The 13873-nt window shown below is 36.0% G+C and carries 13 protein-coding genes and 1 riboswitch; of the genes, 10 read left to right on the top strand and 3 right to left on the bottom strand.

Annotated elements, in window-relative coordinates:
- Positions 1 to 2: 2 nt before the first annotated feature.
- The 4 genes from I5776_RS05030 to I5776_RS05045 all read left to right on the top strand — a co-directional run bounded on the left by I5776_RS05030 (position 3) and on the right by I5776_RS05045 (position 3427).
- Complete coding sequence (locus tag I5776_RS05030) at positions 3 to 977, top strand: branched-chain amino acid ABC transporter permease (RefSeq protein WP_202779263.1); 975 nt, start codon at positions 3 to 5, stop codon at positions 975 to 977.
- The gene (locus tag I5776_RS05035; protein WP_202779264.1) at positions 952 to 1731 is read left to right on the top strand and encodes an ABC transporter ATP-binding protein; all 780 of its coding nucleotides are present in this window, start codon (positions 952 to 954) and stop codon (positions 1729 to 1731) included. The genes I5776_RS05030 and I5776_RS05035 overlap by 26 nt, the downstream gene beginning before the upstream one ends.
- The gene (locus I5776_RS05040; protein ID WP_202779265.1) at positions 1731 to 2438 is read left to right on the top strand and encodes an ABC transporter ATP-binding protein; all 708 of its coding nucleotides are present in this window, start codon (positions 1731 to 1733) and stop codon (positions 2436 to 2438) included. The genes I5776_RS05035 and I5776_RS05040 overlap by 1 nt, the downstream gene beginning before the upstream one ends.
- Before the next feature lie 170 nt (positions 2439 to 2608).
- Positions 2609 to 3427, top strand: coding sequence for a DUF8832 domain-containing protein (locus tag I5776_RS05045; protein ID WP_202779266.1), 819 nt, complete (start codon positions 2609 to 2611; stop codon positions 3425 to 3427).
- An 88-nt stretch (positions 3428 to 3515) separates the two neighbouring features.
- Here the strand turns inward: I5776_RS05045 and I5776_RS05050 are convergent, their stop codons facing one another.
- A complete protein-coding gene (locus I5776_RS05050; protein ID WP_108070118.1) occupies positions 3516 to 3887 on the bottom strand; it encodes a Na-translocating system protein MpsC family protein in 372 nt (123 codons plus the stop codon).
- A 227-nt stretch (positions 3888 to 4114) separates the two neighbouring features.
- Positions 4115 to 4256, top strand: a riboswitch (cyclic di-AMP (ydaO/yuaA leader).
- A 509-nt stretch (positions 4257 to 4765) separates the two neighbouring features.
- Between I5776_RS05050 and I5776_RS21785 the strand changes: the two genes are divergently transcribed.
- From I5776_RS21785 to kdpDN, 5 genes are all read left to right on the top strand, one after another.
- The gene (locus I5776_RS21785; protein ID WP_425490369.1) at positions 4766 to 4825 is read left to right on the top strand and encodes a potassium-transporting ATPase subunit F; all 60 of its coding nucleotides are present in this window, start codon (positions 4766 to 4768) and stop codon (positions 4823 to 4825) included.
- Positions 4826 to 4841: 16 nt separating this feature from the next.
- Positions 4842 to 6521: a potassium-transporting ATPase subunit KdpA gene (gene kdpA, locus I5776_RS05060; RefSeq protein ID WP_202779267.1), complete on the top strand. Its 1680-nt coding sequence runs from the start codon at positions 4842 to 4844 to the stop codon at positions 6519 to 6521.
- Positions 6522 to 6537: 16 nt separating this feature from the next.
- The gene (gene kdpB, locus I5776_RS05065) at positions 6538 to 8571 is read left to right on the top strand and encodes a potassium-transporting ATPase subunit KdpB (RefSeq protein WP_202779268.1); all 2034 of its coding nucleotides are present in this window, start codon (positions 6538 to 6540) and stop codon (positions 8569 to 8571) included.
- 65 nt (positions 8572 to 8636) lie between these two features.
- Positions 8637 to 9200 (top strand): potassium-transporting ATPase subunit KdpC, encoded by a 564-nt coding sequence (kdpC, locus tag I5776_RS05070; RefSeq protein WP_202779269.1) that lies wholly within the window; start codon positions 8637 to 8639, stop codon positions 9198 to 9200.
- Between the two features lie 43 nt (positions 9201 to 9243).
- A complete protein-coding gene (gene kdpDN, locus I5776_RS05075; RefSeq protein ID WP_108071986.1) occupies positions 9244 to 10374 on the top strand; it encodes a KdpD-like non-kinase potassium sensor in 1131 nt (376 codons plus the stop codon).
- Between the two features lie 100 nt (positions 10375 to 10474).
- Here kdpDN and I5776_RS05080 read toward each other — a convergent pair whose 3' ends face one another.
- Positions 10475 to 11821 carry a TrkH family potassium uptake protein gene (locus I5776_RS05080; RefSeq protein ID WP_108071988.1) on the bottom strand — a complete coding sequence of 449 codons (1347 nt, stop codon included), beginning with the start codon at positions 11819 to 11821 and terminating at the stop codon, positions 10475 to 10477.
- Between the two features lie 262 nt (positions 11822 to 12083).
- Between I5776_RS05080 and I5776_RS05085 the strand changes: the two genes are divergently transcribed.
- Positions 12084 to 13058 carry a ring-cleaving dioxygenase gene (locus I5776_RS05085; protein WP_202779270.1) on the top strand — a complete coding sequence of 325 codons (975 nt, stop codon included), beginning with the start codon at positions 12084 to 12086 and terminating at the stop codon, positions 13056 to 13058.
- Positions 13059 to 13175: 117 nt separating this feature from the next.
- On the opposite strand, the gene I5776_RS05090 is transcribed toward I5776_RS05085, so the two are convergent.
- On the bottom strand, positions 13176 to 13772 hold the full coding sequence (locus I5776_RS05090; RefSeq protein ID WP_425490336.1) for a lysoplasmalogenase: 597 nt from the start codon (positions 13770 to 13772) through the stop codon (positions 13176 to 13178).
- Positions 13773 to 13873 lie beyond the last annotated feature (101 nt).

Raw genomic sequence — 13873 nt, forward strand, 5'->3', positions numbered from 1 at the left:
GTATGTCGATACTTAAACAATCAAAAGGGTTTTGGCTGTCAGTCATTATATCCTTAGTATTTTTTGGAGTTGTCCAATGGCTAATTAGTAGTGAGGTGCTTAATTCATATTACACAAATACACTCTTTACTTTATCTATTAATATTATTCTAGCGATAAGTTTACATTTAATTATTGGGATTACGGGCCAGTTTTCGATTGGACATGCTGGTTTTCTAGCCGTCGGTGCCTATGCATCAGCGATAATGACGATGAAGCTTGAAATGCCATTTCCTGTTGCCTTAATTGTAGGGGGAATTGTTGCTACTATTGCCGGACTTATTATTGGTATTCCTAGTCTTCGTTTAAAGGGTGATTATTTAGCGATTGCTACTTTAGGATTCGGAGAAATTGTTCGGATTATCTTTTTGAATATTGATTATGTTGGTGGGGCAAGTGGTATGCAAGTAATGAATTTAACTACTTGGCCATGGGTCTATGCTTGTCTTTTAATTTCTATTATTGTAATCGTCAACTTTACAAATTCTACTCACGGGCGAGCGTGTATTTCTATTAGAGAAAATGAGATTGCTTCTGATGCAATGGGAATCAATACGACTTATTATAAAGTAATTGCATTTGCGATCGGCTCCTTTTTTGCTGGGGTTGCAGGAGGATTATATGCTCATAATTTCTATATCATCCAACCGACGAACTTTGGTTTCTTAAAATCATTCGATATTTTAATCTTTGTTGTGCTTGGGGGATTGGGAAGTCTATCAGGAGCAGTGATTGCGGCTATCATACTAACGATTGTTTCTACGTTTTTACAAGACTATGCCGAAACAAGGATGATTATTTATTCATTAGTCCTTATCATCATGATGCTTTTCCGTCCACAAGGATTACTTGGGACGAGAGAAATCACATCATTCTTCAAAAAGAGCAAAGATGCTGGCGGAGGGACACAAAATGGAAACAAACAAACCACTGCTTAAAGTAGATCATGTAGGGATTACATTCGGGGGGCTGAAAGCCGTTTCCGATGTAAATGTGGAGTTGAGAAAAGGTGAGTTGGTTGGTTTAATTGGACCAAATGGTGCAGGAAAAACAACGTTTTTTAATCTATTAACGGGTGTTTATGAACCTACCATGGGAAATATTGAATTAAACGGAAAACGGATTAATGGGAATGCCCCTTATCAGATTACAAGAAAAGGAATTAGCCGGACCTTCCAGAATATTAGACTATTTAACGAGCTAACGGTTTTAGATAATGTTAAGGTTGCCTATCATTCCAATGCTAAACATGGAATATTTAGCTCTATTCTGCGCCTTCCCTCGCATTTTAAAGGTGAGAAGGAGATGGAGCAGGAGGCGATTGATTTTCTAAAAATCTTTAATCTTGATTTCTATAAAAATGAAAAAGCAAAAAATTTGCCGTATGGACAACAAAGACGTCTTGAAATTGCGCGAGCATTGGCAACAAAACCAAGCCTACTATTGCTTGATGAGCCTGCGGCCGGAATGAATCCTCAAGAAACGGAATCATTAATGAAATTAATTGCTTTTATTCAAGAAAAATTTGATTTAACAATCCTGCTTATCGAACACGATATGCAGCTTGTCATGGGTGTATGCCAACGAATTTACGTTCTGGATCATGGACAATTGATTGCAGAAGGCACACCAATCGAAATACGAAACAATCCGAAAGTAATCGAAGCATATTTAGGTGAGGAGGTTTCATAATGCTAACAATTGAGAACATCAACGTATTTTATGGAAACATCCAAGCATTAAAAGGAGTCTCCCTAACGATTAATCAAGGCGAAATTGTCACATTAATAGGTGCAAACGGTGCGGGAAAAAGTACATTATTAAAAACAATTTCTGGATTACTAAAGCCTAAACAAGGTCAAATTTTGTTCGAAAAAAGCTCCATAGCTGGGAATGCCGCACAAAGTATTGTTAAAAAAGGAATTTCCCATGTTCCTGAGGGAAGAAGAGTTTTTGCCAACATGACCGTTGAGGAAAACCTTGAATTAGGAGCATTTTTACGAAAAGATAAAGCTGGAATTAAACAAGATTTCGAGAAAGTTTATCAGCTTTTTCCTCGCTTATTGGAACGTAAAAAACAACAGTCCGGAACTTTGTCGGGTGGTGAACAACAAATGCTGGCAATGGGTCGTGCACTGATGGCCAGACCTAGATTATTGCTGCTCGATGAGCCATCGATGGGACTAGCACCACTTCTAGTAAAAACCATTTTTAAAATTATTGAAGAAATAAATCAGTCAGGTACAACGATATTACTTGTTGAACAAAATGCCAATATGGCATTATCGATTGCTAATCGTGCCTATGTAATTGAAACAGGCCGTGTGGTTGCATCAGGAACACCAGAAGAATTAAATAGTAGTGATCAAGTGAAATTAGCCTATCTTGGCGGTCATTAAAAAAAGGGGAAAGCATTGAATTTGTTCAGTGCTTTTTCTTTTTGCTATTTTTGTGAAACAGTAGGAATTAATTATGTTAAAATATAGTGGTCATCATTTGAAGGATATGGAAGAAAAACTAATATACTGGGAGATTGAAGATTTTACGAAAGGAATAGGTGAGGAGATTAATGAGTAAGAAAAAATTACTGTTTTTCGGTGTGATTACTTCACTTCTTTTGTCGGCCTGTAATGCTGCAAGAGTGCCAATGTCGGTAAAAGAGCATGATATGAGCTCAATGATACCGGTAACGGGTGATGAAACGAAATCAGACTGGACGCTGCCGAAAGATCCAAAAGCAAATGAGGATGTTCCAATGTCCATTTTAATTAAGGATAAACACGATAAACTTATAAAACAATTTGAAACCGTAAGCGAAAAGAAAATGCATTTAGTCGTTGTCAGTAAAGATTTATCCTATTTCAGTCATATTCACCCAACATTAAAGGATAATGGCGAGTTTACAATCACCACGAAATTTCCGGCAGGCGGCGATTATAAAATGACTGCTGAAATGACACCAGTAGGTGCGAGCGAATACAGTTTGGAAGATCATTGGATTCATGTTGCGGGAGATGAGCCAAAACCGAAACCAATCGTTCCCGACAAAAATCTAACGAAGGTAATCGATGGTAAGAAAGTCACACTCTCCTTTGAAAATGAATTAAAAGCGAAAAAGAATACGAATATCACGTTTACATTGTCCGATGAACAAACAAAAAAACCAATTAAGGATCTTCAACCCTATCTAGGAACAATCGGTCATGCGGTAGCAATCGATAAAGACTTGAAACATTTTTTACATGTACACCCTATCTATACGAAAACGACTGGACCTGAAGTTACATTTATGACGTATTTTCCGAATAAAGGAATCTATCGTATTTGGGGGCAATTTAATGTTGATGGAAATATCCTGACTGTTCCATTTACACTTGAAGTTTCATAATTGTTTTACTAATAGATATTCGAAAAATAAAATGCGCTTAGTACAAGACTACTAGGCGTATTTTTAGTAGATTCATATAGATAATCTATCAATCTTGTTCAAATTGCTTTTCTAAATTCTTATCTAATATAAATACTTCAATTCTTTCCCCCATTTTTGTACTAATATCACTATGACTTGAGATTACTGTACAATTCGTAAGTTTCTCGACAATTCTCTCGAAGTTTTCGCTATACATTTCCCTAAGAACTTGACGCATTTGTTTCACTAGCTTTTTACCATATTGGTGATTAACTAAATGTTTCTCTTCAATGGTTAAAACACCCTTAAATCTAGCAATGACCATATCATGGACAATATATGTTTTTGTTTCTTGTGGCCCACGGCCAATAAGATCTCGTTGAAGTTTAATAAAGGCTTCACTAAGATCCGCTTCTAACCTTTTTTTTGTTATTGCCATGGTCAATGCCCCCATTCCATTATCTTGAAGATAATATTACTTTTGGATGTTTACCATTGTCAATAGAAAAATAAAAAAATAAAAAACCAACGAAATATTACGAAAAAATTAGTAATAAATAGATAATTTGAGAAATGATATGGAAATTGAGAAAATTCAACCGGATTTCGTTAAATTTCGTAATTTACAAATAAGCAAGGAGCGAAGTAGAATAAGCGTCATAATAAAAAATATTTCGGCCTAGTCTCAAAATTGAGAACGGAGGAACCACTTTCTTGGGGTTAATTCTACGGTTTGTAGAAGGGATGAGATCTTCTCTTTCGCCATCCTACCCGTCAGCTAACTTCGTCGGCTAAAGCGAAGGAGGTCTAAAGAGACCACCTTACCAAGGTGCTTTTTTGACTATGTTCTATACATAATCAAAAAGGAAACTTGAATGAATAGTAGGTCTTTTTGTTTTGCCTATTTTTAAAAAAGGATACTTGGAAGACAGAATGCAAAGGGAGCGAATGCTTGCTGGGCATTAGGTAGACCGATGTGTACTTTTTCTCCAAAAAATTGAGAAAAATGATTCGAATCAGAGGCATTCAAATCGAATGCATATTTACTGACCGGAACTTTTTATACTCAAGCGGAGGGAAAGTATGTATTGGTCTATTTTTTTTGGAGGTGAAAGAAGAAAAGTAAAGATTTATTGCAGTGACTAGTTGAAGTGTAAGTTAAAAATCAGTCAAAGGAGGAAAGAATATGACTTTAGTTTTAATTACGATGATTCTAATACTTAGTGGCTGTTATTTATTGCTTTTAGGTTTTATTAATTGGTGTGACAAACTAGTTGAAGGAGTGGGAGGTGGAGAAAAATGATTATCGTTTGTGTGATGACTGTGTTGATCTTTGGCTATTTAACGTATGCTCTCATCCACCCAGAGAAATATTAATAAAGGGGATAAAAAAATGGATCTATTACAATTATTCATCGTTATTCTATTGTTGGTATTGTTAGTTAAGCCTTTAGGGACATACATTTATCATGTGTTTTCAAATAAAAGCAATAAAACCGACAAACCATTTATGTGGCTGGAAAAAATGATTTACGGTATTTCAGGTTTAAAAGAACGACCACAAATGACATGGAAAAAATATACGCTTTCATTAATTTTAACAAATGTAGTGTTTGTAGTAATAGGTTTTGTCATTTTATTAATCCAAGGATCTTTAGCTTTTAATCCGAATGGAATTCGGAATATGGAGCCGACACTTGCCTTTAATACCATTATTAGTTTTATGACGAACACAAACCTGCAGCATTATAGTGGTGAATCGGGTTTATCCTATTTTTCGCAAATGGCCGTCATCATTATGATGATGTTTACTTCAGCCGCGACTGGGATTACCGTTGCAATTGCTTTTATTCGTGGAATAACCTCAAAAGGAGCAACGATTGGCCATTTTTTTGAAGATTTCACAAAAGCAATCACTCGAATTCTCTTACCTTTATCAATCATCATGACAATTGTTCTTGTCGGTTTAAAGGTTCCGCAAACACTTGAACCGACTGTTCAGGCTACAACAGTCGAAGGGGAATCTCAAAACATCGCAGTTGGCCCTATTGCATCTCTAGAGGCAATTAAGCATTTAGGTACAAATGGTGGGGGACATATGGGTGCGAATTCTTCTCATCCATTTGAAAATCCGACCCCATTAACCAATGTTCTGGAAATATTAATGATGTGGTGTATTCCAGCGGCATTGACCTTTACGTATGGAAAATTTGCAAACAAGCAAAGTCAAGGATGGGTAATTTTTAGCACAATGCTTATCCTTTTTATGGGATTTCTCTCACTCGCTTATTATTCAGAGAGCCAAGGAAATCCACTCTTCAATCAGCTTGGTTTAAATCAGGAGCAAGGAAATATGGAAGGGAAGGAAATACGATTTGGAATCGCACAATCTGCTCTTTTTACAACGGTAACGACATCAGCTACAACCGGTACAGTCAATAATATGCATGATACATTAACCCCAATTGGAGGACTTGTTCCGCTCGCATTAATGATGCTGAATTCAGTTTTTGGCGGGGATGGGGTTGGATTAGTCAATATGCTTATGTATGCCATTCTTGCCGTTTTTATTTGTGGTTTATTGGTTGGCAGAACCCCGGAGTTTTTAGGGAAAAAAATCGAACCGAGAGAAATGAAGCTGATTACCATTGCATTATTGGCACACCCGTTAATTATTCTTGTACCAACTGCTATTTCATTCCTAACTAATCTTGGCCAGGGCGCAATATCCAATCCAGGTTTCCATGGTATATCGCAAATCTTATATGAGTTTACCTCATCTGCTGCAAATAATGGATCAGGGTTTGAAGGTTTAGGGGATAATACACCGTTTTGGAATATATCAACCGGGCTTGTTATGCTATTCGGTCGTTATGTTTCCATCATTTCTTTAATGGCTGTAGCAGGTTCACTTGTTAAAAAACAATGGGTCCCAGAGACGATTGGTACATTTCGGACGGACAATGGATTATTTATCGGAATACTCATTGGGGTAGTTCTTCTCGTTGGAGCTCTTACCTTTTTACCGGTTTTATCGTTAGGACCAATTGCAGAATATTTATCGATCCGATAGTTAAGGGGTGTTTCAAATGTCAAATAACAGTAAAAGCCTGTTATCGAAAGAAACGATGACAAAAGCGATAAAAGCAAGCTTTATAAAGCTTCATCCAAGCTACATGATGAAAAATCCAGTAATGTTTGTCGTTGAAATAGGAACTTTCATTGTATTAATGACGTTATGTTTTCCATCTTATTTTCATATACAAGAATCCTATTTTTATAATTTAGCTGTTTTTATAATTTTATCTTTCACCATCCTGTTTGCAAATTTTGCAGAAGCACTTGCGGAAGGAAGAGGTAAGGCACATGCTGATAGCTTAAAGAAAACAAAGAAAGACACGATGGCAAAATTATTGCAAAAGGATGAAAGTATAAAGAATATTTCATCATCCGATTTAAAAAAAGGAGATCTTGTTTTAGTTGAAGCGGGAGATTTAATCCCCGGTGATGGAGAGATTATAGAAGGTTTGGCTTCTATTGATGAATCCGCTATTACAGGGGAGTCAGCACCAGTCATTAAGGAAGCTGGCGGGGACTTTAACTCGGTTACAGGTGGAACAAGAGTAATTAGTGATTGGATTATTATTAAAATCCAATCAAACCCTGGTGAATCATTTTTAGATAAAATGATTTCCCTAGTAGAAGGGGCAAAAAGACAAAAAACACCTAATGAAATTGCCCTCAATATTTTATTAATTACGTTAACGATTATTTTTCTCTTAGTTGTCGCAACGTTGTATCCAATTGCTCACTATGTTGGAATCAATCTATCTATTTCAACATTGGTTGCTTTACTCGTTTGTTTAATTCCAACTACAATTGGTGCATTATTATCAGCGATCGGTATCGCAGGTATGGATCGTGTGACGCGATTTAATATTTTAGCGATGTCAGGAAAGGCAGTTGAAGCTGCAGGAGATATAAATACGATTATTTTAGATAAAACTGGAACGATCACATATGGAAATCGAATGGCGAGTGAATTTATACCTGTTGGCCTAACAACAATGAAAGAGGTTGCCCAAATTTCTGAGATTAGTTCATTAAGGGATGATACGCCCGAAGGGAAATCAGTTATTCATTTAATGAATAAATTATCCATTCCAAAAAAGAATCTCGATTTGGATGAGTGTGAATGGATTGAATTTAAAGCTGATACGCGAATGAGCGGAGTGAATTTGAAAACGGGGGAACAAATTAGAAAAGGTTCAGTGGATGCCATCAAAAAATGGATTTTACAAAAGGGAGGAAGTATCCCTTCTGATTTAGATAATAAAAATAATGAAATTGCTTTAAAAGGTGGAACTCCGTTAGCAGTTGCAAAAGATCAACAAATCTTAGGGTTAATTTATTTAAAAGATACGGTGAAGCCAGGGATGAAAGAAAGATTTGCTGAACTAAGAAAAATGGGAATCAAAACGATTATGTGCACGGGTGATAATCCATTAACTGCCAAAACTATTGCAAAAGAAGCGGGAGTTGATGAGTTTATTGCAGAATCAAAGCCTGAAGATAAAATACGTGTCATAAAAGAAGAACAGCAACAAGGGAAGCTAGTAGCTATGACAGGTGATGGGACCAATGATGCACCTGCACTTGCCCAAGCAGATGTTGGACTAGCGATGAATAGTGGGACGATTGCTGCGAAGGAAGCAGCCAATATGGTTGATCTTGACTCTGATCCAACGAAAGTCATTGAAATTGTTTCGATTGGTAAACAATTATTAATGACTAGGGGGGCATTGACGACATTTAGTATTGCGAATGATATTGCAAAGTACTTTGCCATTATCCCCGCGATGTTTATGATTGCGATTCCGAATATGGACGTGTTAAACATTATGAAATTAGCTTCACCAACATCGGCCATTCTTTCGGCGTTAATATTCAATGCGATTATCATTCCACTTTTAATTCCTTTAGCTATGAAAGGAGTTAAGTATGTTCCGATGAAAGCTAGTAAACTATTAACACGAAATTTACTAATTTTCGGGGTTGGTGGAATTTTTACACCGTTTATCGGTATAAAGTTAATTGATCTGACGATTGGTATCATATCTTAAAAGCGAGGCATTCAATTTGAACGGCTCTTGGAAAAGAGCCTTCAAAAATAAAGGAGTGTAATTAAATGAAAATGGTACGTCTTTGTTTATTGTTCATTTTGCTATGTGGGTTAATTTATCCATTAGTGACAACAGCTGCGGCTCAACTAATTTTTCCGAAGCAAGCAAAGGGAAGTCTAGTATATGATGAAGATAATATAATAGGTTCTGAATTAATTGCACAACAATTTACATCGAAGCAGTATTTTCACGGAAGAATATCATCGATTCAAAATGATGGAGCTGCTAGTGGTTCTACTAATTATGCACCATCCAATAAAGACTTACTCAAACGAGTAAAAGAATCGATTGAAACCTTAAAAGGAGAAAATCCTGGAATAAAAACAAGCGATATTCCATTGGATTTGATTACGAATTCAGGATCAGGACTTGACCCGGAAATTTCTATTAAGGCGGCTGAATTTCAGATTTCCCGAGTTACAAAAGAAACTGGAATTTCTGAGGAAAAACTTCATCTATTAATTAATCAGTATAAAGAAAAAAGGTCCTTAGGACTATTTGGAGAACCCAGAATTAATGTATTAACACTTAACCTAGCATTGATGGATTTACTGGAGCATGAAGAGTAGACATTTTATGGTAATCTAAACTTTGGTCTTTGGGGTGATTAAAATGTTTGTAAGCGATAATTTTAGTTTTAGAAGAAAAACCCCCGAGGAAATTCTTCAGGAAATTGAACGATTAAACAAAGGTAAATTAAAGTTATATATTGGCTCTGCACCTGGAGTTGGGAAAACCTATCGAATGCTCCTTGAAGCTCATGACTTAAGAAATGAAGGAATTGATGTAGTGATTGGTTTCATCGAAACACATAATCGTCATGAAACTGAGAAACTTATTCAGAACCTTGAAATAGTGCCATTAAAGGACATTTCATATAAGGGTAAAATCTTTAAAGAGCTAAACCTAGAAAAAATTATTGAAAGAAACCCTGATGTCGTCATCATTGACGAACTAGCACATACAAATGTTCCGGGTTCTTCTAATGAAAAACGATATGCAGACGTTCAGGAGATTCTAACTTACGGGATAAACGTTATCTCCGCCGTGAATATTCAGCATTTAGAAAGTTTACATGATATTGTTCAACAAATAACAGGGGTTCAAGTGAGAGAACGAATTCCTGATTTTATTTTAAATTCTGCTCATGAGGTAATCCTTGTCGATGTGACGCCCGAATTATTACAAAAGCGTTTGAAAGAGGGAAAGATTTATACGGCCAATAAGATTGACCAGGCACTGCAAAACTTTTTTACTAAATGGAATTTATCAGCATTAAGAGAATTGTCACTACGTGAAGTCGCTAATGATGTAGATGAAAAAGCTGAAAAGGAAAATTTCATTCCCCATGGAACAAGTGAAAAAATTTTAGTTTGCATTCAGAATGATCTAAATGCAGAAAAGCTTATTAGAAGAGGATGGCGTATCGCCAGTCGTTTAAAATCAGCTCTCTATATTTTTCATGGAACCTATAAAAGCATGGACATCATGAATAGTAAGGAGAGGAAAAACATACTCGTATGGGAACAGTTGGCACTAGAATTCAATGCACAATTTATTGTAGAAGAAATGACCAATAAAAAGATTGCAAAAGTAATAACAGATATCTCAAAAAAATACAATATTACTCAAATTATTTTAGGTCAATCAGCAAGGTCACGGTTTGAGGAAATAACAAAAGGCTCCATCGTAAATGAAATAATGCGATTAACATCTGGAATTGACATTCACATAGTAGCCTAAACAAAGTTTTTTTAGTCAAAGGTATCTTCGAAAATTGTAAACTTCACCGACATGTATAAATAAACCATTCCGAGAGAAAACTTCTCCCGGAATGGTTTCATTACCCAATCATAAATCTTCCCTTTGGATAACGATAAAGTTCTTTAGTTTGTTTATGTGTTAAGGCAATAGCAATTGTTAGTGGACCTAATCGGCCAATAAACATCGTTATTGAAATAATAATTTTCCCTAGTATGGAAAGCTCCGGAGTAAGCCCCATTGATAGTCCAACCGTTCCAAAGGCCGAGGTTGCTTCAAATAAGATAACCTCGAAGTTTTTCTCTGTTTCAGTTATCGAAAGAAGCATCGTGACGATCACAACGACTGTAAAACCAATTAATGCTACAGTGATTGCCTTATAAATCATCGTGGGAACTAAGCGTTGGCGAAAGAAAACGACATCTTCCTTCCCTCTCATTTGTGCCCAAGCTGCTCCTAATAACGTAACAAAGGTTGTCGTTTTAATTCCGCCACCCGTTGAGCCTGGAGAAGCACCAATAAACATTAAGATAATAAGTAAAAATATCGTGGAATCAGTTAAATCAGGGATGTTCACTGTATTTGCCCCCGCCGTTCTAGCTGTAACTGATTGGAAAAGGGAAGCAAGGATTTTTCCACTGGAAGAAAGCGGTTGTAGTGTCTTAGGATTACTATATTCTAATAAGAAAATAAACATTGTCCCAAATAATACTAAAGCTCCGGTCGTGCAAAGTACCACTTTACTATGTAACGAAAATCTACGGAAGGATTTATGTTCAAGGAAATCATGAACAACAATAAAGCCAATTCCTCCTAGAATAATTAATGAGGAGATCACCAAAGTTACAACAGGGTCTGATACGTATCCTGTTAAACTCCGGAATCCGCCCATTAAATCAAAGCCTGCATTATTAAAGTTAGAAATGGAATGAAAAACTCCGAAATATATCGCTTTTGCAAGGGGCATATCAAATGAAAAACGGATACTTAATAAAATTGCTCCTAGCCCTTCCGTAATTAGCGTAAAGAAAAGGACTGTTTTAACTAGTCGGACTACCCCCTGAGTAGAAACAACATTTAATGCTTCCTGTAACAATAATCGTTCCTTCAAAGAGATCTTTCTTCCAATTAACAGGGCGAATAAAGTCGCAAAGGTCATAAACCCAAGTCCCCCAATTTGAATTAAGGCCAACACAGTCATTTGTCCAAATACAGTAAAGGTTGTTCCAGTATCAACAACAACGAGACCTGTAACACATGTTGCAGAAGTTGCTGTAAATAAGGCATTAATCCAGCTTAACCCCTTCCCATCCTGGGTAGCGATAGGTAATTGAAGAAGCAAACAACCAATGAATATAATTACAACAAAACCAAGGATTAATATTTTTGGAGGTGAAAGCTTTAAGCGTTTATACAGATTATTAATCATCGTTTTCGTCCTTTTTTCAAGAATCTTAAGAATAGTTTACAATGACCCTTTTCTTTAATTATTTTTCTATTATATTTGAAAATTATTGAATTTCATATATGTTCATATTCCCCTTTTCAAAAAAATTTAATTACAAATATTAATTACCTTATTTTATTGACAGAAACCAATTTATCAATTATCTTTAATTCAAGATATTTAATATACGAAATTATTTTTGGGGAAATAAGAGATAAAATATGTACAAAAGGAGTTGGACACTATGCAACTAAAAGGAATCCATCACGTATCTGCATTTACTGCAAATGCGCAAAATAATTTTTATTTCTATACAAAAACACTTGGAATGCGCTTAATCAAAAAAACTGTAAATCAAGATGATGTTTCGGTTTATCATTTATTTTACGGTGATGAACTAGGTAATGCCGGTACAGAGCTCACCTTTTTTGAAATCCCACATGCGGCAAGGAATCATGACGGAAATAATAGTATTTCTGAAATATCATTACGTGTAAAAAATAATCAAGCATTGGCATTTTGGAAAAATCGATTTGAAGAGTTGGCGATCGAACATAGAGAAATTGAAGAAGTTTTTAATCGGAAAGTCCTTCGATTTAAAGATTTTGAGGGGCAGCGACTCATTCTTGTTTCAGATGAAAATAATCAAGGCGTGGCAGCCGGCACTCCTTGGGGGAAAAGTCCGATTCCAAATGAGTATGGGATTATTGGATTAGGACCCGTAAAATTAACCGTTCCGAATAGTGAACCCACTGTAGAGGTACTTACTGACATAATGGGATTCAGTCTAAAAGGAAAGTACCCTTCGGCGGTTCACGGCCAGCCAGATGTTCTCGTTTATGAAACCGGTGAAGGTGGAACAGGAGCCGAAGTTCATATCGAGGAAAGAACAGATTTGCCAAGAGAAAGATTGGGGCGTGGAGGGGTACATCACGTTGCATTCCGGGTGGACAATGAAGAGGAATTAAAGGAATGGGTTCAAAAAATAAAAGGGGAGAGAATGCCAAACTCCGGATTTGTAGATCGATTTTATTTCAAATCTTTATACTATCGAGAGACGAATGGTATTTTGTTTGAGCTTGCAACGGATGGGCCAGGCTTTGCAACAGATGAGGATATTGAGCACTTAGGAGAAAGATTAGCATTACCACCATTTTTGGAACAAAAACGCAGTCAAATTGAAGCAAACTTAAAGCCGCTAGACACGAAACAATCATAAACAAAACTACTTGATTTTTCTTTTGTAGCTTGCTTATAAATGGGAAAGTCGTAAGTTTAGAATATGAACCGGAAGATCAGATCAAATATGAATAAGAAGAGATGGGAGCACATTACATTAAATGGTGCTCCCAATTTTTTTGTCTAAATACAGGGTGCTAGACACAATGGATCGAGCACTATGTGCAATCAGAAATTGAGCCAAATAATAAGTCGTCATAATTAATACATTTGAATATGGAATGCTTGCGACAAACATATTCCATGATAGGATGGAATCAGAAAGAACGAATAAAATACTTCCTATGCTCGCCCATATGTTACCGGTCATGATTGCCGACCAAGTCATTAATGAAATAACAATTACATAGAAGATTACAGGAATGACAAGTGAAGCATTTCCATTTTGAATAATTGCTGTAATTAATTCCTTTCCCATGAAAAAGGAATAACAAACAATCGGAATAATGGAAACGAAACGGAGCCATGAAAACCGCCATTTGCTAAAAAAAGCACCCATATAAAAAAGGTGTCCAATAAGAAAAGCGGATAGTCCAACGATAAACCAATGAAGAGTTCCATCACCAAGCATACAGAAAAATAATCCAAAAATAATGGTCCAATAGGTTTTTGAGGACGTGGATGGGCGATGTAAATAAGCATAGCTAATAATTAACCACATCGGAACTAGTTTGAACAAAATCTTAATTAGCATTGGATGTTCTGGGATGAAAAAAATATACAAAACGCTCATTATTAAAATAAAGATTGGTAACAAATACTTTTTCAATTTGATCCCCGCCTAACTAAATATAA

This window comes from Heyndrickxia vini (assembly GCF_016772275.1).
Lineage (GTDB): Bacteria > Bacillota > Bacilli > Bacillales > Bacillaceae_C > Heyndrickxia > Heyndrickxia vini.

Bases quoted from the DNA above. Each gene is read 5' to 3' on its own strand.
- I5776_RS05030 (WP_202779263.1), top strand. From the start codon at position 3: ATGTCGATACTTAAACAATCAAAAGGGTTTTGGCTGTCAGTCATTATA.
- I5776_RS05035 (WP_202779264.1), top strand. From the start codon at position 952: ATGGAAACAAACAAACCACTGCTTAAAGTAGATCATGTAGGGATTACA.
- I5776_RS05040 (WP_202779265.1), top strand. From the start codon at position 1,731: ATGCTAACAATTGAGAACATCAACGTATTTTATGGAAACATCCAAGCA.
- I5776_RS05045 (WP_202779266.1), top strand. From the start codon at position 2,609: ATGAGTAAGAAAAAATTACTGTTTTTCGGTGTGATTACTTCACTTCTT.
- I5776_RS05050 (WP_108070118.1), bottom strand. From the start codon at position 3,887: ATGGCAATAACAAAAAAAAGGTTAGAAGCGGATCTTAGTGAAGCCTTT.
- kdpA (WP_202779267.1), top strand. From the start codon at position 4,842: ATGGATCTATTACAATTATTCATCGTTATTCTATTGTTGGTATTGTTA.
- kdpB (WP_202779268.1), top strand. From the start codon at position 6,538: ATGTCAAATAACAGTAAAAGCCTGTTATCGAAAGAAACGATGACAAAA.
- kdpC (WP_202779269.1), top strand. From the start codon at position 8,637: ATGAAAATGGTACGTCTTTGTTTATTGTTCATTTTGCTATGTGGGTTA.
- kdpDN (WP_108071986.1), top strand. From the start codon at position 9,244: ATGTTTGTAAGCGATAATTTTAGTTTTAGAAGAAAAACCCCCGAGGAA.
- I5776_RS05080 (WP_108071988.1), bottom strand. From the start codon at position 11,821: ATGATTAATAATCTGTATAAACGCTTAAAGCTTTCACCTCCAAAAATA.
- I5776_RS05085 (WP_202779270.1), top strand. From the start codon at position 12,084: ATGCAACTAAAAGGAATCCATCACGTATCTGCATTTACTGCAAATGCG.
- I5776_RS05090 (WP_425490336.1), bottom strand. From the start codon at position 13,772: ATGCTAATTAAGATTTTGTTCAAACTAGTTCCGATGTGGTTAATTATT.